This is a genomic window from Streptomyces sp. NRRL S-87 (assembly GCF_000719335.1).
Lineage (GTDB): Bacteria > Actinomycetota > Actinomycetes > Streptomycetales > Streptomycetaceae > Streptomyces.
The window spans coordinates 80297-102542 of record NZ_JOGB01000001.1 but is presented as its reverse complement, the minus strand read 5'-3'; the positions used below and the strand labels follow the sequence as shown (position 1 = coordinate 102542).

Genomic DNA, 22246 nt, shown 5'->3' with positions numbered 1-22246 from the left:
GTCCCCCTGGTGTGGTGGTGGTCGGTGGTCCGGTGGTCGGCCGGAGAGCCGGGCGCGATCCCCTCTCCGCACCCGGCAGAGCGATGAGTACCAGGGGGTAACCGACCTCCGGAAAACGGCGGGGGGCGGTGGGCTGCGATCAGGACATGTAGTCATAAGTTGCCTGCGCAACAACAAAGTTGATCTTTCGGAGGCGTCGACCCCCACGGCCCTGCGCGGGAATATCTTCCGATCATCGCGCGTAGACAAGGAAGATTTACGGTCCTCGCCGCGCGCTATGGTCGGCCTCACACCGCCAACCTGTCCGGAAAGCGAAGGAGCGCACCCGATGGCCGAGGAGCCCTGGATCGCCGGGATCGACGTCGGCGGCACCGGCGTGCGGGTGGCCCTGGCCCGTCTCGGGCGGGCCGGGCACCCGGAACCGGCCGACGGCACGGAGCTCGAAGCCCCGGCCCGTGTCACGGCCGCCGGGCACGACGCCGGGGGCCTGCTGGCCACCGTCCTGCCCGCCCTCGAGGGCCTGCTGGCCCGGGCGGGCGGCCCCGCCGTGGTGGCCGTGGCGGTGGGCGCCACCGGCATGGCTCTGCTGGGCCGCGACCTCGCCGCCCGGCTGCCCGGGCCGCTGGCCCGGACCACGGGCGCCCGGCGGCTCGCCCTGGCGAGCGACGCGGTCACCGCGTACGCCGGGGCGCTCGGCACCCGCGCCGGGGTGACCGTCGCGGGCGGCACCGGCCTGGTCGCCCTCGGCTGCCGGCCGGGGACGGGCTGGCACCGGGCCGACGGCTGGGGGCAGTTGCTGGGCGACTGCGGTGGCGGCGCGTGGATCGGCCGGGCGGGCCTGGAGGCCGCGCTGCGGCACCACGACGGCCGGCCGGGCGGCTCCGCGGTCCTCCACGGGGCCGCGGTGGACCGCTTCGGCCCGGTGACCGGACTGCCCGGCACGCTCCAACCGCGCCCGGACCGGGCGGCGCTGCTGGCGGGCTTCGCACCCGAGGTGGGGCGGGCGGCCGCGGCGGGCGATCCGGCGGCGGCCGCGATCGTGGACCGGGCCGCCGAGGAGATCTCGGCCAGCGCGGTGGCGGCCGCGACCGGGCTGGCGGACCCCTGCCTCGCCCTCACCGGGGGCCTGTTCGCGCTGCCGGGCCTGGCCGACTCCGTACGCCGCCGCACGGGCGCGGCGCTGCCCGGCGCACGGTGGCACCCGGCGGACGGGCCGCCGCTGCTGGGCGCCCTGCGCATCGCCGCCGCACTCGCGGCGGAGGACGCCCCGCTGCCGTGGGCGGTGGCGCCGCCACTCCTCGACGTGGTGCCGCTCTGAGGCCCACGCGGGGCGGCTACCCGAAGCGGCCGTTGACGTAGTCCGCGGTCCCTGGGTCCTGGGGGCGTTCGAACATCACCTCGGTCGGGGCCGTGCTCGACGATCCGGCCCGGGGTGCCCTGCTCGGCCAGGAAGAGGCGCACCGGTCCGTGACCCGGGCGGCCTGCTGCATGTCGTGGGTGACGCTCACGATGGTTCGGCGGGGGTTCCGGAACCCCGGGTGCGAGCGCCTTCCGAACGGTTGCGCGGCTGGCGTCGCAGAGTTCACCGCCGGTTCGGCGGGCGGTCCGCCCGGAGCCGTGGGAGGCCCGGTCGGTGCCGTTCCGGGCGTCCCGTAGCCTGCGTGCGTGGGGAACGACGACATACGCCCGGACGACGACATACGCCCCGACGGCGGGCTGCACCCGGGCGGTTCGACACGCCCGGACCGCGGGACGAGCCCGGACCGCGGGACGAGCCCGGACCGCGGGATACGCCCGGACCGCGGGACGAGCCCGGACCCCGCGGTCCGCCGGGACGGCGGGACGCGTCCGGAGGACCGCCGCCGCTTCCTGGCCCTGGCGGCCGCGGTGGGGGCCGGTGGTCTGGCCACGGCCGGCTGCGGGCCCGACGGCGGCGGGCCCGACGGCGGCGGGGCCGACCCGCACGCGGCCCTGGCACCGCGCCGTCCGGCGGCGCGCGGCACGTCCGAAGGGGCCGCGGACCTGGACGTCGTACGGGAGAACGCCCGCCCGGGAGACGCCTCCTGGCGCATCACCCGGCCCGGTCCCGCGCGGGCCGTCGAGGGCTTCGCGGACCGGGTCAGCGTCCTGCCGGGCGAGCGCTTCGGACTGCACGTCTCCACGACCGCTCCGCGTTTCACCGTGTCCGCGTACCGGATGGGCTGGTACCGCGGCGCCCGGGCCCGGCTCGTGTGGCGCTCGGGCGCGCTCGCCGGCACCCGCCAGCCGGAGCCGTCCGTCGAGGCCGGGACCCGGACGGTGCGCACCCGCTGGTCGCGCACGACGACGGTCGACACCGCCGGCTGGCCGGCGGGCAGCTACCTGCTGCGGCTGGACGCGCAGGGCGGTGCCGGGCAGCGGTACGTGCCGGTGACCGTGCGCTCGAAGCGCACCGAGGGGCGGACCGTCCTCGTGAACGCGGTCGCGACCTGGCAGGCGTACAACCTCTGGGGCGGGCACAGCAGTTACAACGGCCCGGACGGGCGGTACGCCAGCCGCTCGCTCGCCGTCACCTTCGACCGTCCGTACGAGTACGACGACGGGGCGGGGCTCTTCCTCGTGTACGAGGCACCGCTGATCGCCCTCGCCGAACGCCTGGGCATCCCCCTGGCCTACACCACGGGCATCGACCTGGCCCGGGAGCGCCGGGCGCTGGCCGGTGCCCGGGCGGTGCTCTCCCCCGGGCACGACGAGTACTGGTCGAACGAGCAGCGCGCGCACGTCGCGGCCGCCCGGGACGCCGGCACCAACCTCGCCGTCCTGGGCGCCAACTGCTGCTTCCGGCGGATCCGGCTGGAGCCGAGCGAGCTCGGACCGGACCGCACGGTGGTCTGCTACAAGACGGCGTACGAGCGGGACCCCGGCTTCCGGCGCGGGCAGGCGGCGACGGTGGACTTCCGGTCGGCGCCCGGGGCGGACCCGGAGAGCGCGCTGCTGGGCGTGATCTACGACGGGTACCCGGTGGACGCGCCCTACGTCGTCACCCACCCCGACCACTGGTTGTTCGAGGGCACGGGGGTGAAGGCGGGCGACAGCTTCCCCCACCTCGTCGGCGTGGAGTACGACAAGGTGAACACGGCCTACCCGACCCCGCGCCCGCTGGAGGTCCTGGCGCACTCCCCCGTGGTCTGCGACGGCCGACCCAGCCACCAGGACACGGCCTACTACACGGTGCCCAGCGGGGCAGGTGTGTTCGCCACCGGCACGATGCGCTGGGTGGAGGCCCTCGACGCCGCCGGTGACGGCCGCAGCCGGGCGAACCACGGACTGGACGCCCGGGCCGGCGCCTTCACCCGCCGCGTCACCGAGAACCTCCTGCGCGCCTTCGCCGCGGGCCCGGCCGGCCGTACCCACCCGGCGCGGGACAACGTGGCCTCCGTGTACGGCGCCTGACACCGCCCGGGGGCCGCCGTCCGCCGCGCCCGGTGCCCGCCTCCCGCGGTGCTGCCCGGTGCGGCCCGCCGGCGGCGGGTCAGAGCCAGCCCTGGCGGCGGGCGGCGCGGACGGCTTCCATGCGGTTGCGGGTGCCGGTCTTGCCGATGGCCGAGGACAGGTAGTTGCGTACGGTAGCCGGGGACAGGTGGAGGCGGGCCGCGATGTCGGCGACGGTCGCGCCGTCCACGGCCGCGCTCAGGACGTCCCGCTCCCGGGCGGTGAGCGGGCTGGGCCCCGCGCTGAGCGCGGCGGCGGCCAGCGCCGGGTCGATCACCTTCTCCCCGGCCAGGACCCGGCGGATCGCGGCGGCCAGTTCCTCCACCGGCCCGTCCTTGACCAGGAACCCGGCGGCCCCCGCCTCCATCGCGCGGCGCAGGTAGCCGGGCCGGCCGAAGGTGGTGAGGATGAGCACCCTGCAGTCCGGGCAGCGCTCGCGCAGGTCGGCGGCGGCGTCCAGACCGCTGCGGCCCGGGAGTTCGATGTCGAGGAGGGCGATGTCCGGCCGCGCGTCGAGCGCGGCCTCGACGATCCGGTCGCCGGCCGCGACCTGCGCGACCACCTCGATGTCCGCCTCCAGGCCGAGCAGCAGCGCGAGGGCGCCGCGCATCATGCCCTGGTCCTCGGCGAGCAGGACTTTGATCATGGTCTCCCCGTTCAGTGGCGCCCGGCGCGGCGGCGCTCCCCCGGTTCCGGCCCGGTGGCTCCCGGTGCCGCCTCAGCGTCGGTCTCCGCCGGCAGTTCGGCGGTGACCCGGAAGCCGGCTGCGGCCGGCCCCGGGCCGCTGGTCAGGGTGCCGCCGGCCGCCATGAGGCGCTCGGTCAGGCCCCTGAGCCCGCTGCCCGGTGTGCCCGAGCCTACGCCCACCCCGTCGTCGGTGATCATCAGGACCGTCCGCTCCCCGCTCGTACGGACCTCGATCGTGCAGGTCGCGGCGCGGCTGTGGCGAACGGCGTTGGTGGCTCCCTCCCGTACCACCCAGGCCAGCAGGGCCTCGGCCGCGGGCGGCAGCGGGGGGCCGGACTGGCGCACGACGGGCTCGATGCCGGCCGCCGCGAGCACGTCGCGCGCCCGGTCGAGTTCGGTGGCGAGGCTGCCTTCGCGGTAGCCCGTGACGGCCTCGCGGATCTCGGCGAGGGCCTGCCGACCGACCGCCTCGATGTCGCAGACCTGGGCGAGGGCGGCGTCGAGGTCGCGCGGGGCGATGCGGCGGGCCGCCTCGGACTTCACCACGATGACGGAGAGGGTGTGGCCGAGCAGGTCGTGCAGGTCGCGGGAGAACCGCAGCCGCTCCTGCTCGACCGCCGCGCGGGCCAGCTCCTGCCGGGTCTCGCGCAGTTCGCGGACGGTCTCGGACAGGGCGAGGATGGCCGCGGTCACCATGCCGGAGACGAAGGTCCCGTAGCCGATGCCCATGCCGTCCCACCCGGACCGGTACGCGCTGATCGCCCCGGCCAGGACGCTGAGCCCGCCGACGGCGAGGGCGAGCTGCCGGCCGCGGAGCACGGCGCCGGTGGCCAGGCCCAACAGCGGGAAGAACAGCAGCCAGTTGCCGCCGTAGGCCACGGCCAGGGCGCAGGTGACCGCGCCCATCACGACCAGCGCCCAGCGGGTGGCGGCCGCCTCGCGGGCCTTCTTGTCGAAGGCGCGGAACACCACGCCGACGTACAGCGAGTTGAAGACCAGCAGCCCCAGGACGCCGATCCACGGGTCGGGGGTCTTGCCCTGCACGATGTTGGAGATGGCGCCCATGCCCATCAGGAGCCAGGGCAGCAGGGCGAAGCCGTTGGGCGGCCCGATCTCGCGGGGCTCGCCGGCGGCCCGCCACTCGGCCTTGCGGGCCGCCCAGTCCGCCTTCCGCTCGGCCTTGGCCTCTCGACGCGACTTGGTCTTCATTCCGTCACACCTTCCTCGACGACCGACGGTACGAGAGCACCGCGTAGGTCCCGAACAGCAGGGTCCGGCCGGCCACCGCGCGTAGGGGGCCGCAGGACTTCACGGCTCCCGCGAGGTGGACCGCGGTGCCGGGGTCGGGGTCCGGGTCGGTGGTCTGCGTCATGACATGAACGCTACGGTCGGTGACAGGGCGGGCGGCAGAGCCGCATGTACGGTCCCGGGCAGTACGAATGTCACGGTCGGCGGTCGGACCGACGGCACGCCGCGGACGGCGCGGGACCGGGGTCGGTCGGAGGACGGAACGGCACCGGAACGGGACCGGAACAGGACCGGGTGGGGGTGGGGGTGGGGGTGGGTCCGGGACCGGGACCGGGACCGGTCAGCGTACGGAGCGGGGCCCCGCGCACTCCGCCCCGTACGCCCGAACCCGTTCGCGCAGTTCGCGGTCGGCGGTGACGACGACGCAGGGCCGGCCGGCCAGTTCGGCGACCAGCTCGACGATGCGGTCGTCCCCGCTGCCCGGGGCGGACTCGACGCGCACGCCGGGCACGGAGGCGACCCCCCGGGCGGCGCCCTCGACGACCAGGACGACCTCCTCGTCGCCCTCCCGGGCGGCGAGCCGGTCGCGCAGCCGCTCCGCGGCGCCCCGCCGGTCGCGCCACCAGCCGTCGGGCACGGAGCCGATCACGTTGGCGGCGTCCACGATCAGGACCGTCATCGACCGGCCCCGCCCGCACCGTGACGCGGCGTCACGATTTTCGTATCGTTGATCACGTCGCGTGACTCTACCGCAGGGTGGCCTCGCCGGGAACGACAGGTGCCGGGCACCCGCTCGCGCGGGGCCCGGCACCAGGTGTCCTACCGGTCGGCGCGCCTCAGGAGGCGTCGCGGACCGTGCCGGTGACGGTCGGTGCGTAGTGCGGCTGCCAGTTCTCGTCGTACCAGGCCAGCCGACCGCGGACGAGCTCGGCCGACTCGGCCTTGCCGTCCTTGGCCGTGGGGATCGTGATGTCGACGGACATCTTGCCCGGCAGGATCTCGACGGGGACGGACGCGCCCTCGACGACCTTCGACAGCGGGCGCTCCGGGGACCGCACGTCGCCCCAGATGCCCTTCAGCCACGCCTTGTCCACGTCCATGGTGGACAGTTCGGCGCCCCGGGTGACCGGCAGCAGGTCGAACTGGCTGTAGATCTGCTCGTCGGCCGCCTCGGAGAGGGTCACGCGCCAGGTCAGCGCCTTGCCCTCGGTGACCTTGTCGGCCACGGGGGTGACCTTCACGGTCGGCATCGGGTCGTCGTTCTCCGCCGTCACGCCGCCCCGGTGGGAGCCGACGACCGCGCCGCTGAGGGCCTTGACCACCATGTCGCGGGAGAAACCGTGGCCCCAGCGGTCGTTGCCGCGCACCTCGACCTTGACGTCGATGGTCCGGGTGCCCGGGCGCACGGCCACGGTCTTGCCGGTGAACCCGCCGTTGTCGGCCGTGGGGACGTAGTAGCGGACCAGGCCGGCGCTGCGGGCCGGACCGGTGACCGTCACGGGCATGCGGTACGTCCGCACGCCCGAGTCGCCCTCCTTGACCGTCAGCCGGCCGACGTCCACCCGCGGCAGCTGGGCCGGGAGGACCTGCGGGGTGCCGGGGCGCCAGCCCCAGGCGTCCATCAGCCAGACCTGGCCGGCGCGGCTGCGCGGGGTCAGGCGGAGGGAGGCGACGTTCTTGAGGTCGAGGCCGGCGCGCTTCGCGGCGGTCATCGGGACGCGCACCTCCTTGGCCCAGTAGGAGGCGGTGCGGTCCGAGCCGGGCAGGCCGTCGACCGTGATCCGACCCAGGTCGGCGCGCTTGCCCGCGGCGTCGGTGACGGCGACGTCGAGCTGGGTGCCGGAGGTGTTCGGCGGGACGAAGAGCCGCAGCGCGAGGTCCTCGGCGGTGGCGAGGGAGGCCGGTCGGGACGGGCGTACGGTCGCGGCGGCGCCGGGCGCCGTCCACTTCAGCGCGACGGCCTGGCGCTCCGGCTCCGGACCGGCCTCCCAGCCGGCGAAGTGCGGGGACTGGCCGGGCTTGTCGCGGCGCAGGCAGGCGCGGGACGCGTTCGGGTCGGTCTGGCCGCACAGCCGGACGCCGGTGCCGGAGACGGTGGTGCGGTCCGGGCCGGGCACGACGAACGGGCTCCGGTTGCCGCCGACGGCGCTGGTGAGCACGCGGGCCGGGCCGGCCGAGGGAGCGCGGCGGCCGGTGCCGTCGAGGAGCGGGCGGACCTTGTCGTCGCCGGCCACGAACAGGCGGGCGGCGGCGGCGATGTAGGACGCGCCGGCGGTGTGCTGCTGCGCGGCGGTCAGGCGGGTCTTCTTGCCGGGCGAGCAGACGGGGTCGACGGCGCCCTGGTCGGAGAAGAAGTCGTCCTGGGCCGGGGCCTTGGCCAGGCCCGGGGTCCACTCGCTGTTGAAGAAGTTGTGGTTGGCGCCGACCACGTAGACGGAGCTGTGCAGCGCGGCGCCGCGGCTGATGCCGCGCGTGCCGTCCGCCACGATCTGGCCCTGGAGGTCGGAGACGTCGCCGTCGCAGCCCGGCAGGATCGTCATCGACGGCACGTCCGGAACGGGGTTCTGGCCGAAGATGGTGGGGCCGATGAGGACGTTGCCGCGGATGGTCCAGCGGACCTTGCCGTGGTAGCCGTCCTGGTCGGCGGGCGCCGTGTACAGGCTGTCCATGGCGGCGCGGTTGACGCCCTCGCCGCCCCGGGAGTGGCCGACGAGCATGACGCGCGAGAGGTCGGCGGGGTCGGTGGCGCGAACGGCGGCGGGGGCGGTGGACCGCTTGGCGGCCCAGTCGGCCCAGCGGGCCAGGTGCAGCCGGACGAGGGAGGAGCGGGCCTGGGCGCCGCCGTCCTCGGCCGCCCAGTCCTGGCCGTTGATGCCGTTGGCGGAGATGGAGACCGTCACGTAGCCCTGGGAGGCCAGGAGCTGCTGGTCCTTGAGGTAGCCCAGGTGGCTCGGGATCGGGAGGGTGCCGGGCTTGCAGGGCCAGTCGCCGGTGACGTCGTCCTCACCGCCGCCGGGCTTGTAGCAGGTGCCGTGGCGGCCGTGCAGGAACAGCGCGACGGGCCGCTTGCCGGGGGCGTCGACCGGGCCGACCACGACGCCGCGCATCTCGACCGGGGCCTTGAACCCGGGGAGGCGGACACCGGGGAGGGTGTACTCGCCCTTGGCGGTGCGGTAGTGGCCGGGCACGCCCGGGTCGACCGGGTTGGCCGGCAGGCGCTCCGCCCGGGCCGCGGCCTCGAGGCCGGGCAGGGACTGGGACTGGGACTGGCCGCCGGGCACCGGCGCGGCGGCGTCGAGGCGGCGGCCGCCGGCCAGCACCCGCAGGCCGGCCGGGTCGCCGACGCGGGCGCCGTCGAGGCGGAGGCGGAAGGTACGGCCGTCCGGATCGGCGGCGGGGCGGCCGACGAGCCGGTCGCCGGCGTAGAACTCGACCCGGGCGTCGCCCATGGGGACCCGCTCGCGCGAGGTCCACACCAGCTGGCGGCCGTCACCGGCGCCGGTGAACTCCCAGCCCGCGGGCAGGTGTCCGTCGGTGCTTCCCCCCGTGGCCGCGGGGGCGGACCCGGCGGCCGGCAGCGCGTGCGCCAGGCCCGGCGTCGCCGCGGCCAGGGCGACGACCGCCGCGGCCGCGGTCACCACGCGTGTGACACGTATCAAAGTGCTCTTCCTCATCCTCGGTCGTGGCGGGGCGCCCCGGCGGTCTGCTCCGCGGCCCCCCTCGACCCGGGAGGACGGCGGCGGGGGTGCCGAGGTTGCCTGGTCGGGCGCGGTTTGGCCGACAACCTGATGGATTTACACGGCAATTCGGGACACATGCCCATGTCGGCCGGCGGGGAGGACCGGCGATCCGGCCGTCGGGCGTGCGGGGGGGCGCGTACGGGCGCCGGGCCGCGCCGCGGCACGGGGAAGGCCCCGCGGCCGGTGGGCCGCGGGGCCTTCGGAGGTGTGACGCGGGGTCAGGCGCAGTACGGGACCTTGTTCACGTTCTCCGCGTAGCGGGCGGCGATCCAGCCGCGACCGTCGGCGAGTTCGTACCAGACGGCGTTGCCGCCCACGGTCTCGCCGTTCACCTTGCACAGGACGCCGACGACGGCACCGCCCTTGACGACGGCCGTCTTGCCGTACCGGGTGCCGGGGCCGGAGCGGACGTTGAGCCGGTCGGTCCCCACCACGCGGGCCTGGAGCTTGCCCTTCGGGCCGTCCTTGCCCTCGCCACGCTCGCCCTTGGGGCCGGTGACCGGAGTGGCGACCGCGTAGAGCGTCGCGTCCCGGCCCGCGGCCCACTCGCCGCCGCCGAGCGTGGTGCCCTCGGGTGCGTCCGCGTCCACCCGGACGGTCACCGCCATCCGGACCTGCTCGTCCTCCGGGAAGACGAAGCCCGCCCGGGTGCCGGCCCCGCAGACGAGCCGGCGGGCGTCCGCCGACCGGTCGCACGGCATGCTGCCGCGCTGCCCGTTCCAGCGGAAGCCGGCCTCGGGGAAGGTGGTGTGCTCCGGCGCCGTGATCCGGATGGAGCCGGCACCGGGGGACTCTGCGGAGGCGACCGCCAGGATCTCCACGGCCCCGCTGCGGCCGGGGGCGATGGACGGCACGTACGGCTGGGAGAGCCGCAGACCGCCCTGGGAGTCGGCGAAGGCCGGTACGCCCGGCATCAGACAGGAGGCGGTGACGGCAGCCACGACGAGGGCCGCGGGCACGCAGCGGGAAGCAGGCAAGGTGGTTTCCTCCGCACGGGAAGGTGGGACGGAGCCGGACCGGACCGCTGCGCGCGATCCGCCGGCGGCCAGGGGCCGCCACCAGCAGACGGGGCATGGTGCCACGTGCCCGATCATGACGCGACCCGGCTCACCCGGCCGCCGTACCCGCCCCTCCCCTGGTCCTACGCCCTGCGGTGGGACGGGTCTCGGCCGCCCGGAGGCACCGCGTTGCGGGCCCGTGCCGCAGCGGGCAGGGTCGAGGGGGCGAGGCGCGTCGTGCCACCGCGGCCGCCGCCCGAGGAGGAGGCGACCATGCCCATTGCCACCGTGAACCCCGCGACGGGTGAGACGCTGCGCACCTTCGAGGCCCTCGACGCGGCCGGGATCGAACGCTGCCTGGCCGAGGCCGCCGCGACGTTCGCGACGTACCGCACGACCGGCTTCGCCGAGCGGTCCGCGCTGCTGAACCGGGCGGCCGAGGTCCTGGACGCGGACCTGGAGGCCGTCGCACAGCTGATGACGACCGAGATGGGCAAACCGCTGGCCGCCGCCCGGGCGGAGGCGGCCAAGTGCGCGAAGGCGATGCGCTGGTACGCCGCGCACGCCGAGGAACTGCTGGCGGACGAGCGGCCCGCGGAGGCGGACGTCCGCGACAGCGGGGCGACGACGGTCCGGGCGCACTACCGGCCCCTCGGGGTGGTCCTCGCGGTGATGCCGTGGAACTTCCCGCTCTGGCAGGTGATCCGGTTCGCCGCGCCCGCCCTGATGGCGGGCAACGTGGGGCTGCTCAAGCACGCGTCGAACGTGCCCCAGACGGCCTTGTACCTGGGTGAGCTGTTCGAGCGGGCCGGGTATCCGCGCGGCTGCTTCCAGACCCTGCTGATCGGCTCGGGCGCGGTGGAGGGCGTCCTGCGCGACCGGCGGGTCGCGGCGGCGACCCTGACGGGGAGCGAGCCGGCCGGGCGCGCGGTGGCCGCGGTGGCCGGGGACGAGATCAAGAAGACGGTTCTGGAACTCGGCGGCAGCGATCCGTTCGTCGTGATGCCGTCGGCCGACGTCGAGCGGGCGGCGGCGACCGCGGTGACCGCGCGCGTGCAGAACAACGGCCAGTCGTGCATCGCGGCCAAGCGGTTCATCGTGCACGCGGACGTGTACGACGAGTTCGCCGAGCGGTTCAGTGCCGGCATGGCCGCGCTGACGGTCGGCGACCCGATGGTGGACGGCACCGACGTGGGGCCGCTGGCCACCGAGCAGGGCCGGGCCGACCTGGAGGAGCTGGTCGACGACGCCGTCCGGCACGGTGCGGCCGTGCTGTGCGGCGGAAGGCGGCCGCCGGGCCTGGAGCAGGGCTGGTTCTACGAGCCCACGGTGCTCGCCGGCGTCACCGACCGGATGCGCGTCGACCAGGAGGAGACGTTCGGGCCGGTGGCCACGCTCTACCGGGTCGGCAGCCTCGACGAGGCGGTGGAGCGGGCCAACCACACGCCCTTCGGGCTGAGTTCCAACCTCTGGACCCGGGAGGACTCCGACGTTGCCCGCTGCGTACGGGACCTCCAGGCCGGCGGCGTGTACGTCAACGGCATGACCGCCTCCCACCCCGCGCTGCCCTTCGGCGGGGTGAAGCGCTCGGGCTACGGACGGGAGCTGTCCGGGCACGGGATCCGCGAGTTCTGCAACGTGACGACGGTCTGGCGGGCCGACTGACCCCGGGCCGTGCCGGGCGCTCCGTGCCGGGCGTCCACCCGCGAACCGCGTGGCCCGGCCGTCGCGGCCTGCGGTTCAGCCGTCCGGACGTTCGCGGCGCGGGAGCCGAGTGGTGGAGGCGGGCCGGACGGAGAGGTCGTCGGCGGGCGCCGGAACGCCGGCTTCGAGGTCCACGGTGGTGGTCACAAGGGGTCCCTCAGGCCGTCCGGAGAGCGGGTCCCGCGTCCCGGCAGGGGGCGGGCACCGGGGCGGTGCGGACGGCGGGGGCGGTGAGGGTGGGGTCGACGGTGAGCGCCGCCGCGCCGAGGGGCTCGGCGAGTGCGCGCAGCACGGACTCGGACAGTCGGATCCAGGGGTGGTGCGGGCCGAGTACGGCGGCCAGCCGTTCGGGGCTGGTGAAGCCGACGGCGGTTCGGGCGCCCAGCGGGGTGCGGAACATGCGGACCAGCACCTCCGCTCCCGGCCGGACGGGCACGATCAGGGATCCGGCCGGGACCGGCTCCTCGGGTTCGGACTCGTCGTCGTACTGGAACAGGCACATGGGACCCTCCGAGGTCGCCACCGGGGCGGACTGCCGCCCCGGAGGCGGGGAGGCGTTCCGGGGCGTACGACGACGCTATCCCCGGCCTCCGGGCCACCGGACGCCTCCCTGACACGACCTTGACGCCGCTTGCCCCCGTCCGTACGGACCCCTGACACCCGGCGCCCGGAACCCGGGTCCGCAGCACCACGGGGCGGCCCGCAGCGGTCGACCGCAACTCCGACCGTCTCCGATGCCGCGACGCGAGGGAAGCAGGCCGGATTCCGGAGTCCGGTGGACGTCGGGTCCGTCAGACGAGGCGGATCGTGAAGCGCCTCACGACCTTGGGGGTCGTGGCGATCGTCTCGGCGTGGACCGAGCCGCGCGCCTTCTCGTACTTCCCGGTGCCACCGGTGATCGCGTTGTCGAAGGGACCCTGGTCGAGGTAGTTGAAGTACATCCCCTGCACGGTGAGCTGGCCGCCCGGGAGGGTGTAGGTCACGACGCACTGCTCCGCTTCATCGGCGCCGCCCCGGGTGGTGGTGCAGGTGCCGTGGGTCTCGCCGACCTTGTTGTGCGCCTCGTCGAAGAGGTCCGAGCGGACGACGACCCAATCGCCCTGCGTGACGCTGCCGGGGGTGACGGGGAAGCGGGTCAGCTGCTGCACCTCGGCCTGGACTGTGATGATCCGCGCTTTGCCCCTGACCTGGGCGGAACCGGTGTCCGTCGCGGCGGCCGCGACGGGCGTGCAGGTGAGGAGGGTGACCAGCGTGGCCGTGCCGAGGCAGGCCGCTCTGATGGGGCGCATCGTGCGACTCCTGGGGTAGATGTTCGGAAATGGCCGGACAGCGAACTTCCATCCGATTCCGTTCGATTCCTTTCATAACCTCGCCTCCGCCGCCGCACGGAGCACCCCGGCACGAACCACCGGCACATCCAGCCGGTCGGACCAAAACCAGGCGGAGCTCGCCCCGCCGCACCGCACCTGGCCGCACCGCCCGGCCCAAGCACCCCCGCACCGCCCCTCACCACACCCGGCGGGCCCCCGCCGACGGATCGCCCGGGAGGACGGCGGGCGGGGCGTGGCCGGCGGCGCGGAAGGCGGTGGTGACCGCTGCGGTGACCGCGGTGGACCGGTCGGCGGGGACGAGGGCGATGACGCAGCCGCCGAAGCCGCCGCCGGTCATACGGGCCCCGAGCGCGCCCGCCGCCAGCGCGGTGTCGACGGCGAGGTCCGTTTCCGCGCAGGACACCCGGTAGTCGTCGCGCAGCGAGGCGTGCCCGGCGGTCAGGACGGGCCCCAGGGCCGGGACGTCCCCCGCGTCGAGGAGGGCGACGGCCTCGGCGACCCGGGCGTTCTCGGTGACCACGTGTCGCACCAGCGGGGCGAGTTCGGGCGGCAGCCGGGTCAGGGCGGCCGGCAGGCCAGCCGCCGGGAGGTCGCGCAGGGCGGGCAGGCCCAGCAGGGCGGCGGCGCGTTCGCAGCCTGCCCGCAGGGCCGCGTACGCACCGTCGGCGAGGTCGTGGGCGACGCGGGTGTCGAGGACCAGCAGGCCCAGTCCGTGCACGGTCGGGTCGAAGGGGACCGGTCGATGGACGAGGGTGCGGGTGTCGAGGTGGAGGGCCGCGCCCGGGGTGGCGCAGACCGAGGCCATCTGGTCCATGATCCCGCAGGGCACGCCGGCGAAGACGTGCTCGGCCCGCTGCGCGAGCCGCGCCGTCTCCGGGCCGGGCAGGTCCAGTCCGTACAGCCCGTCGTAGGCCGCGGCGACCGCGCAGGACAGGGCGGCGGAGGAGGACAGGCCGGCTCCGGTCGGGACAGTGCTGTCGACGTACACGTCGGCGCCTCCGACGCGATGGCCCGCCTCTTTCAGGGCCCAGACGACACCGGCCGGGTAGCGGGCCCAGCCCGGCACGGTCCCGGGGGCGAGTGCGGCCGTGCCGAGTTCGGTGCCGGCGCCGCCCGCCTGGGCGCTGTGCAGGCGCAGCAGGCCGTCGGGGCGGCGGCGGGCGGCGACGCGGGCGGCCACCGGCAGGGCCATCGGCAGGCAGAAGCCGTCGTTGTAGTCGGTGTGCTCGCCGATCAGGTTGACCCGGCCGGGGGCCGCCCAGACCCCGTCGGGCCGCTCCCCGTACCGGTCGGCGAACGCCCCGACGACGGCGGCCGCGCCGCCGTCCGTCCGACCGCCTTCCCGACGACCCACCGCACCGCCCACCGGCCCCTTCGACACGCCGTGCCGCGGTGCGGCCGTCACAGCGCCTCCCGCAGCCGGCGGGCGGCCGTCTCGGGTGCCACGTCGTTCATGAAGGCCTCCATGCCCGCCTCGGTGCCCGCCAGGTACTTCAGCTTCCCGGCGGCCCGGCGGACGGTGAACAGTTCCAGGTGCAGGGCCAGTTCGCCACCGCCCCGGACGGGCGCCTGGTGCCAGGCGGAGACGTACGGGGTCGGTTCGGCGAGTCCGAAGAGCCGGTCGAAGCGGCGCAGCAGGTCGAGGTACAGACGCGGGAACTCGGCCCGTTCGGCCTCGGTCAGCGCGGTCAGGTCCGGCACCCGCCGGTGCGGGTGGAGGTGGACCTCGTAGGGCCAGCGGGCGGCGTAGGGCACGAAGGCGGTCCAGTGCTCGCCCGCGGCCACCAGCCGCTCGCGGGCGCCCCGGGCCTCGGCGAGGAGGTCCTCGAAGAGGTTCCGGCCGGTGGCGGCCCGGTGCGCCGCCGCGGCGGCCGTCATCTTGGCGGTGCGCGGCGGGACGTACGGCAGGGCGTAGATCTGCCCGTGCGGGTGGGCGAGGGTCACGCCGATCTCGGCGCCGCGGTTCTCGAACACGTACACCTGGGCGGTGCCGGGCCGGGCCGAGAGAGCGGCGGTCCGCTCGGTCCAGGCGTCCAGCACCAGCCGGGCCCGCTCGGCGGTGAGGTCGGCGAACCCGGCGTCGTGGTCGGGGGTGAAGCAGACCACCTCGCAGCGGCCGGCCGCGCCGGCGAGGGACGGGAAGCGGTTCTCGAAGACGGCCACCTCGTAGTCGGCGGCCGGGATCTCGGTCGGCCTCCCGTCCCGGGAAGGACAGAGGGGGCAGGCGTCGGCGGGCGGGCGGTGGGTGCGGTCCTGGCGGTGGGCGGCGACGGCGACCCAGTCGCCGGTGGCCGCGTCGAGGCGGAGTTCGGGGCGGCTCCCGACCGGGTCGAGGGGGCGCGGGTCGGGCACGTCCGCACGCGGCGGGCTGCCGTCACGGTCGAAGTAGAGCAGCTCGCGGCCGTCCGCGAGCTTCGCGATCGTCTTCTGCACCCACCAACAGTAAACAGGATCCATCATGAATCAACAGAACCGACCGAACCCGCGTGCTAAGTTGTCGAGGTGCAACTGGCCCCGCAGAGACGTGCGTTGATCCTCGAAGCCGTCCGGCGCGACGGCGCCGTACGCGTCGCCGAGCTCGTCGGTCGACTCGGCGTCTCGGACATGACGATCCGCCGAGACCTGGACGCCCTGGCCGCCCAGGGCGCCCTGGAGAAGGTGTACGGCGGAGCCGTCGCCGTCGGCGCGGCCCGGGGCGAGGAGCCCGGCTTCGACGCCAAGTCCGACCGGGAGGCCGCCGCGAAGGCCGCCATCGCCGACATCGCCGCCGGGCTCGTCGAGCCGGGCAGCGTGGTCGCCGTCTCGGCCGGCACCACCGCACACGCGGTGGCTGCCCGACTGCTGGCCGTGCCGCGCCTGACCCTGGTGACCAACTCCCTGCCGGTGGCCGACCTGGTACGGGCCGCCGCCCGGGAGCACGGCCCCGACGGGGCGCCGACCCTGCTGCTCACCGGTGGCTCCCCCACGCCGTCCGCCGCGCTCGTCGGCCCGCTGGCCGACCTGGTGCTGGGCTCGCTCCACGTGGACCTGCTGGTGCTGGGGGCGCACGGGGTCGACGAGCACGCCGGGCTCACCACCCCCAACCTGGCCGAGGCGCAGACCAACCGGGCGCTGATCGCCGCCGCCCGGCGGGTGGCGGTGGTCGCCGACCACACCAAGTGGGGCGTGGTGGGGCTGAGCGGGTTCGCCGCGCTGAAGCGGGTCGACCTCTTCGTCACCGACGCCGGCCTGCCGGAACCGGCCCGGGCGGTGCTGTCGGACGCGGTGGGCGAACTCCTGGTGGCCCGTCCCGCGCCGGGAGCCTGACGGGGGCGCTCGGGGGCGGACCGCTCCCTACTCGACCGGCACCGGTACCGGCGGACCGCTCCCTACTCGACCGGCACCGGTGTCGACGTGGAGCGGACGGCGGGGGACGGACGCCTCACTCGTAGCGGTGCAGGAGGGACTCGCGCTCGTGCTCGCGGACCTGGTCGAGCGTCAGCCCCGGCAGGTCGAGGTGGGCGAGGGTGATCTCGGCGGAACTGGGCACGGCGTCCTCCGCGAGCCACTCCTCGGGCTTCCAGGCCCCGCTGCGCAGGAAGGCCTTGGGGCAGTGCTGGTAGGCCTCCTCCACCTCGACGACGATCGCGCTGCGGGGCGGCTTGCCCACCGGGGTGAGCTGCTGCAGCAGGCGCGGGTCGGCGCTGACGCAGGCCCGGCCGTTGACGCGGAGGGTGGCGGCCCGGCCGGGCACGATGAAGATCAGCCCGGCCCGGCCGGTCTCCACGACGTTGTGCCCCGTGTCCAGCCGCTTGTTGCCGGTGGCGTCCGGGATCACGAGGGTGTGCTCGTCCAGGACGGACACGAAACCGGCCGGCCCGCCGCGCGGTGTCACGTCGCAGCGGCCGTCGGCGCCGGCGGTGGCGATGAACACGAGCGAGGAACGTCCGATGAACGCGCGGGCGACCTCGTGGATCTGGTCCACCTCCTTGCGCCGTACCAGCTCGCTGGGGGCCTCGTACAGGTCGCGCAGTTCGGCCGTGTCGCGCACGGCGGTGGACTCCAGGGCGTCGAATATGCGGCCGGTCGGCCGCGGCAGCGTCGTCACGTGGCGCCAATCTAGCCGATCCGGCGGTCGGAGGATCTTGCGGCCGCTGATCGGGTGTCGTGCGGCGGGTGCCCCAGCGGGGCGCAGGGGGCCAAGGGCGGGCACCCGCAAGGGTGGGCGCCATGACCGCCGCCACGAGTGCCGCCACGAGTGCCGCCGCCGCTGACGCGTACCGTTTCGACGACCTGCGGGCGCTGTTCGTCAACTGCACGCTGAAGCCCTCGCCCGAGGTCAGCAACACCCAGGGCCTGATCGACAAGAGCCGCGCCATCATGGCCGACCGCGGCGTCGCCACCGACGTGATCCGCGCCGTGGACCACGACCTGGCCCCGGGCGTCTACCCGGACATGACCGAGCACGGCGCCGCCTCGGACCTCTGGCCGGTGCTGTACTCGCGGGTGATGGACGCGGACATCCTGGTCCTGTGCGGACCGATCTGGCTCGGCGACAACAGCTCGGTCATGAAGCGGGTCGTCGAGCGCCTGTACAGCTGCTCCAGCCTGCTCAACGAGCAGGGCCAGTACGCCTACTACGGGCGGGCCGGCGGCTGTCTCATCACCGGCAACGAGGACGGGGTGAAGCACTGCGCCATGAACGTCCTCTACAGCCTCCAGCACCTCGGCTACACCGTGCCGCCGCAGGCGGACGCCGGCTGGGTCGGCCCCGCCGGGCCCGGGCCCTCGTACCTGGACCCGGGCTCGGGCGGTCCGGAGAACGACTTCACCAACCGCAACACGACGTTCATGACGTGGAACCTCATGCACATGGCCGCCCTGCTGAAGCGCTCCGGCGGCTTTCCCGCCCACGGCAACCGGCGCTCCGAATGGGACGCCGGCTGCCGCTACGACGCCCCGAACCCCGAGCACCGCTGACGCCGGCTGCCGCTACGACGCCCCGGACCCGAGCACCGCTGAGGACCGCCGCGGCGCGCAGGCGTCAGGGGGCGAGGGCGGTGACGACCTCGCGGCAGCGGGCGGCGGGGTGGTCGGCCGTGACCTCGAGGACCCAGGTTCCCGGGGCGGCGCAGGTGTCCGTCGCCCTCCAGACCGAGATGCTGTTCTCGCACCGCAGCGCCGCGGTCGTGGGCCCCAACCGGTCCCGCTGGAACTCGTCGGCGAACGAGGGGCTGACCCGCGACCACGACCTGCCGGCCGACGGCGGCCCGATCAGCCTGTACGCGGTCGCCCGCCGCGCCCTGTACGAAGAGCTCGCGGTGCACCGCTCCGACGCCCTCGACCTGGAGCTCCTCGGCTTCGGCCTCGACCTGCGCAACAACCAGTGGGCGGCGTTCTTCCGCGCCGTGCTCCCGGATCTGGACGAGGCGGCCCTGCGGCTGCGCTGGACGCGCGGGGTGGGCGACAAGTGGGAGCACGACCGGTTCGCCTTCGTGCCGGCCGACCCCGACTCCGTGCTCGGCTTCCTCGCCGACCAGCCCGCCGAGAGCTGGACCCCGTGCGCCCCGGCCCTCTTCTACCTCGCCCTGGTACGGGGTCCGTACGGCGCGCGGGCGACGATCCGGCGGCGCGCTTCGAGGTGGAGGAGGCCGAACAGCGGGTGCTGGAACGGCGGGGGTCGTAGCGGGCCGCGGGGCGGGGCGGTCGGGTGCGGCGGGAGGCGCCCGCGGGCGCACGTGTGCGGACCGTACCCGGTCCCGGATTCCCGGACGGGTCCCCCAAGCACAAGCTCCGTGCCATGATGGGGAGTTGAGTCAGAGGGGGAGACTTTGACGAACACGGCTGTCCGGGTGCGCCTGGTCCGGGGCGCGAGCGAGAGCGACGTCGGGGCGCTGAAGGCGTGGCTCGAGCGGGAGCAGAAGCTGGCGGCGCTCACGGCCGGCGGGACGCTGGAGATCCAGGAGCGCACCGGCGCGGAGGACGGGTCGGCCCACCCGATGGGGACCGGGACGGACATCGTCCTGGTGCTGGTCGGGGCCGCCGCTCCCAAGCTGTTCGACGAGGTCTACGAACAGGTGAAGAGCGGCGTGCGGGCGTGGCGGGAGAACCGCCGTGCGGTCGAGCGCGGCGAGCCACCCGAGGTCGAGGTCGAGCCGGCCGACGACGGGAGATAGTCCGGTGGCGCGCTTCGACCCGCGCGGCAAGGTGAACCGGGCGCTGCTCGTCGGTGTCCCGAAGTACGACTTCACGCTGCCCGACCACCCCGTCGGGGTCCCTGGCGACCTCCCGGGCGTCGAGCACAACCTGGACGGGCTGGAGCAGGCCCTGCGCGAGGGCGGGGTGTTCGCGGAGGACGAGATCATCGTCTCCCGGCCGCGCACGGTGGACGAGTTCGACCGGCAGCTGGACACCGCGGTCGACGCGGCCGAGGGCCTGCTGCTGCTCTACTTCTCCGGCCACGGCGCCGTACCGAGCACCGGCGACGAGCTCTGGCTGCTGATGCGGCGGGCGACGATCGTGCCGGGTGCCGAGTCGGTGTTCCGCGGCGCCGCGCCCTGGAGGAGCGTGCTGGCCGTGCTGGCCGGCTCGCGGGCCGAGCAGGTGGTCGTCATCCTCGACTGCTGTTACGCCGGCAACGCCTCGGCGGCCTGGGACGGGCTCGGCGCCGCCCAGCGGCAGCGCACCTCACTGCTGATGGGCGTCCAGGCCAACAACCGCGTGGACGCCGGCGACGGCCGCTCCGCCACGCCGTTCACGGCGCAGCTCGTACGGCTGCTGCGCGAGGGGTTACCCGACGGCGGCGGTCCGGGCCCGGTGGCGGGGTCCGCTGCGGGCGGAGCCCCGGGCGGCGGGCGGGACGCGGGCGAGGGGGCCGCAGCGAGCGGGCCCGCAGACGGGCGGGACCCGGACGAGGGTGGCGCCGGGAGCGCCGAGGTCGGCTTCGCCGGTCTGGCGGACGGGCTCAGGGCCCACATGACCGCGCACCACACCACCCTGCGCGAGCCGCCCGAGCCGTGGGAGCCGCAGGGCCGGGCCGCCACCTCGGGCGCCGACGTGCTGCTCGCCGCCCGACGGCCACCGGCCCCGCGGACGGGCCGCGCGAAGGCGCCCGGTGCCCCGGCCGTGTCGACCCGCCCGGGCGCGGCGGCGGCCGGCCCCGGTACGTCGGCGGCCGGCCACGGTACGTCGGCGGCCGGCCCCGGTGCCGCATCGGCCGGCGGCCGGTGGCGCGCCCGCGCCCTGGCCCGGCTCGCGCCCCTGACCGGGCGCCGGCTGGCGGCCGTCGTCGGGGTCCCCGCCGCGCTCGCCGGGATGGCCGCCGCCGGACTGGCCCTCACCAGCGACGGGGACCGGCCGCACTGCGGCCCGGCGCTCGAGCTCCGGCTGCTCACCGACCCGGACCTCGAGCCGACCGTCCGCAGGGCCGCCGAGGCCTACCTCGCCTCCCCCGCGAACAGCACGGACGAGGGCTGCCGGCGCAGCGGCATCACCGTCTACAGCGCCGGGGCCGCCGCCGCGGTGACGGCGTTCGCCCGCCAGTCCGACCCGTGGCAGCGGCCGGTGGGCGAGGACAACCCGCAGCGCGACGTGGGCCCCCAGCCGGACATCTGGATCCCGGCCACGCGCGCGAGCGTGGACCGGGCCCGGCCCGCCCCCACCGGACGGTCCTACGTCGAACTGGAGGCCGACCCGGAGCCGTTCGCGTACTCGCCCGTCGTCCTGGCCGTACCGCAGGACCTGGCCGCCGCGCGGCTCGAGGGGCGGGTGGGGCGACTGGCCGACCTGACCGAGGCCCTCCGCACGCGCGAACGGCGGGCCGGGGTGCGCCGCTCCGACCCGGAGACCACCGACTCCGCGCTGCTGGCGACGGTCGGCCTGTACGGTCCGAAGCTCCAGGACCCGGCCGGCGCCGAACGCGGTGTGGCGCAGCCCGGGCCGCCCGCGCGCACCGCCGCCGACCTGCTGTGCGCGCTGCCGGATGACGACGCCGTGGACGACCGCACCGCCGCCCTGGTGCCGGAGTTCCTGCTGAGGACGGGCGTGGGCTGCCACTCCACGACCCGGGCCGCGCGGATGGCCGAGTACCCCGAGGACGTGCCCGGACTGGAGCCGGTGTTCGTGCGCGTGCGCTGGCGCGACGCGGACCTGGACGGGCCGGCGCGGGACGCGGCCGTGGCCCGGTTCCACGACTGGCTGACCGGCGGGGCGGGGGCCTCGGGCACCCCGGCGACGTACGGGACGGGCAGCGGCACCGCCTCGGCGCCGGCGGTCCGGGACGGGCTCGCCGAGTTCGGGAAGGACGGCTTCCGCAGCGGTTCCGGCAGGCGGCTGCCCCTCGATCCCGGCTCCGGGCAGGGGTTCAACGGGTTCGGGGCGCTGAACGACCCCGGGGAGCCGGCGCCGCGGGCCCGGGAGGCGGCCATGACGGCCGCGCTGACCGGCTACCGCGAGGCCAACGGGCCCGGCCGGGTGCTGTTCCTGCTCGACTCGTCCGGCTCCATGGGGGACCTGTGGGAGGGTCCGGGCGGGGCGCCCGGCATCGTGGCGCAGGCCCTCGCCGGGCTCGGCGGGGGCGACGAGTACGGCGTCTGGTCGGTGGCCACCCGGCAGGGTGGTGGTCCCTCCCACACCGACCTGCTGCCCTTCGGTACGCACCCGCGCGCGGCGGCCCAGCGGACCGTCCGCGGCGCCGCCCTCGTCAGGGACGCCGAGGCCGATCCGTACGGGGCCCTGCGCGACGCCCTGGACGCGATGGCGCGGCGCGGGGCGGGCCGCCCGCGGCTGATCGTCTACCTGACCGACGACGAGGACAACGACGGGCTCACGCAGCCGGGGCGGCTGGACGCCCTGCTCGGGTCGGCGCGGGAGAAGCGGATCCCGGTGGTGATGGCCGCCCTGGACGCCGGCGGCTGCGACCCGGGCAGGCCGGACGCGGCGGTGGCCGAGGCGAGCGGCGGCAGCTGCCTGGACACGAAGACCGACCTCGTCGCCCGGCTGCGTGACGAGGTCGCCCGGACCGGAACGGGGGACGGCGCGTGAAGCCCCGGACGGGAACGGGTGACGGGGGACGTGGGGCACCGGACGG

General features: G+C 75.8%; 19 protein-coding genes. 8 read left to right on the top strand and 11 right to left on the bottom strand.

Annotated features, from left to right (window positions below; translation table 11 throughout):
* Positions 1–328 precede the first annotated feature (328 nt).
* A complete protein-coding gene (locus tag IF43_RS0100420; protein ID WP_030192474.1) occupies positions 329–1318 on the top strand; it encodes a BadF/BadG/BcrA/BcrD ATPase family protein in 990 nt (329 codons plus the stop codon).
* A 347-nt stretch (positions 1319–1665) separates the two neighbouring features.
* On the top strand, positions 1666–3432 hold the full coding sequence (locus IF43_RS0100410) for a N,N-dimethylformamidase beta subunit family domain-containing protein (protein WP_234331905.1): 1767 nt from the start codon (positions 1666–1668) through the stop codon (positions 3430–3432).
* 79 nt (positions 3433–3511) lie between these two features.
* Here the strand turns inward: IF43_RS0100410 and IF43_RS0100405 are convergent, their stop codons facing one another.
* The 6 genes from IF43_RS0100405 to IF43_RS37705 form a co-directional block, all read right to left on the bottom strand.
* Positions 3512–4117, bottom strand: coding sequence for a response regulator transcription factor (locus IF43_RS0100405; RefSeq protein ID WP_030192467.1), 606 nt, complete (start codon positions 4115–4117; stop codon positions 3512–3514).
* Positions 4118–4128: 11 nt separating this feature from the next.
* Positions 4129–5367 carry a sensor histidine kinase gene (locus IF43_RS0100400; RefSeq protein ID WP_037887073.1) on the bottom strand — a complete coding sequence of 413 codons (1239 nt, stop codon included), beginning with the start codon at positions 5365–5367 and terminating at the stop codon, positions 4129–4131.
* A gap of 4 nt (positions 5368–5371) precedes the next feature.
* Positions 5372–5530: a hypothetical protein gene (locus IF43_RS41380; RefSeq protein ID WP_158939123.1), complete on the bottom strand. Its 159-nt coding sequence runs from the start codon at positions 5528–5530 to the stop codon at positions 5372–5374.
* Between the two features lie 216 nt (positions 5531–5746).
* On the bottom strand, positions 5747–6085 hold the full coding sequence (locus IF43_RS0100390; protein WP_030192463.1) for a hypothetical protein: 339 nt from the start codon (positions 6083–6085) through the stop codon (positions 5747–5749).
* Positions 6086–6242: 157 nt separating this feature from the next.
* Positions 6243–9080 carry a S9 family peptidase gene (locus tag IF43_RS0100385; RefSeq protein ID WP_107048364.1) on the bottom strand — a complete coding sequence of 946 codons (2838 nt, stop codon included), beginning with the start codon at positions 9078–9080 and terminating at the stop codon, positions 6243–6245.
* A 284-nt stretch (positions 9081–9364) separates the two neighbouring features.
* Positions 9365–10123, bottom strand: a complete 759-nt coding sequence (locus tag IF43_RS37705; protein WP_158939121.1) for an SH3 domain-containing protein — start codon at positions 10121–10123, stop codon at positions 9365–9367.
* Between the two features lie 294 nt (positions 10124–10417).
* On the opposite strand from IF43_RS37705, the gene IF43_RS0100375 reads away from it, so the two are divergent.
* Positions 10418–11809, top strand: coding sequence for an NADP-dependent succinic semialdehyde dehydrogenase (locus tag IF43_RS0100375; protein WP_030192456.1), 1392 nt, complete (start codon positions 10418–10420; stop codon positions 11807–11809).
* Positions 11810–12005: 196 nt separating this feature from the next.
* Here the strand turns inward: IF43_RS0100375 and IF43_RS0100365 are convergent, their stop codons facing one another.
* From IF43_RS0100365 to galT, 4 genes are all read right to left on the bottom strand, one after another.
* Positions 12006–12350, bottom strand: coding sequence for an SAV_915 family protein (locus IF43_RS0100365; protein ID WP_051794444.1), 345 nt, complete (start codon positions 12348–12350; stop codon positions 12006–12008).
* Positions 12351–12639: 289 nt separating this feature from the next.
* On the bottom strand, positions 12640–13137 hold the full coding sequence (locus IF43_RS0100360) for a hypothetical protein (RefSeq protein ID WP_030192452.1): 498 nt from the start codon (positions 13135–13137) through the stop codon (positions 12640–12642).
* Positions 13138–13354: 217 nt separating this feature from the next.
* Entirely contained in the window at positions 13355–14584 is a 1230-nt protein-coding gene (gene galK, locus IF43_RS0100355) for a galactokinase (protein WP_078909816.1), read from the bottom strand.
* Positions 14581–15612, bottom strand: a complete 1032-nt coding sequence (gene galT, locus IF43_RS0100350; protein ID WP_030192447.1) for a galactose-1-phosphate uridylyltransferase — start codon at positions 15610–15612, stop codon at positions 14581–14583. The genes galK and galT overlap by 4 nt, the downstream gene beginning before the upstream one ends.
* 96 nt (positions 15613–15708) lie before the next feature.
* Between galT and IF43_RS0100345 the strand changes: the two genes are divergently transcribed.
* Positions 15709–16485 carry a DeoR/GlpR family DNA-binding transcription regulator gene (locus tag IF43_RS0100345; RefSeq protein WP_234331904.1) on the top strand — a complete coding sequence of 259 codons (777 nt, stop codon included), beginning with the start codon at positions 15709–15711 and terminating at the stop codon, positions 16483–16485.
* Positions 16486–16600: 115 nt separating this feature from the next.
* Here the strand turns inward: IF43_RS0100345 and IF43_RS0100340 are convergent, their stop codons facing one another.
* Positions 16601–17266 carry an MSMEG_1061 family FMN-dependent PPOX-type flavoprotein gene (locus IF43_RS0100340; protein ID WP_030192443.1) on the bottom strand — a complete coding sequence of 222 codons (666 nt, stop codon included), beginning with the start codon at positions 17264–17266 and terminating at the stop codon, positions 16601–16603.
* Between the two features lie 122 nt (positions 17267–17388).
* Between IF43_RS0100340 and IF43_RS0100335 the strand changes: the two genes are divergently transcribed.
* The 4 genes from IF43_RS0100335 (at position 17389) to IF43_RS35920 (ending at position 22200) form a co-directional block, all read left to right on the top strand.
* Positions 17389–18138 (top strand): flavodoxin family protein, encoded by a 750-nt coding sequence (locus tag IF43_RS0100335; protein WP_030192440.1) that lies wholly within the window; start codon positions 17389–17391, stop codon positions 18136–18138.
* Between the two features lie 119 nt (positions 18139–18257).
* Positions 18258–18962 (top strand): hypothetical protein, encoded by a 705-nt coding sequence (locus IF43_RS35925; protein WP_234331903.1) that lies wholly within the window; start codon positions 18258–18260, stop codon positions 18960–18962.
* A gap of 27 nt (positions 18963–18989) precedes the next feature.
* Entirely contained in the window at positions 18990–19334 is a 345-nt protein-coding gene (locus IF43_RS0100325) for a hypothetical protein (RefSeq protein WP_030192437.1), read from the top strand.
* Positions 19335–19338: 4 nt separating this feature from the next.
* Positions 19339–22200 (top strand): caspase family protein, encoded by a 2862-nt coding sequence (locus IF43_RS35920; RefSeq protein ID WP_037887070.1) that lies wholly within the window; start codon positions 19339–19341, stop codon positions 22198–22200.
* Positions 22201–22246: the final 46 nt, after the last annotated feature.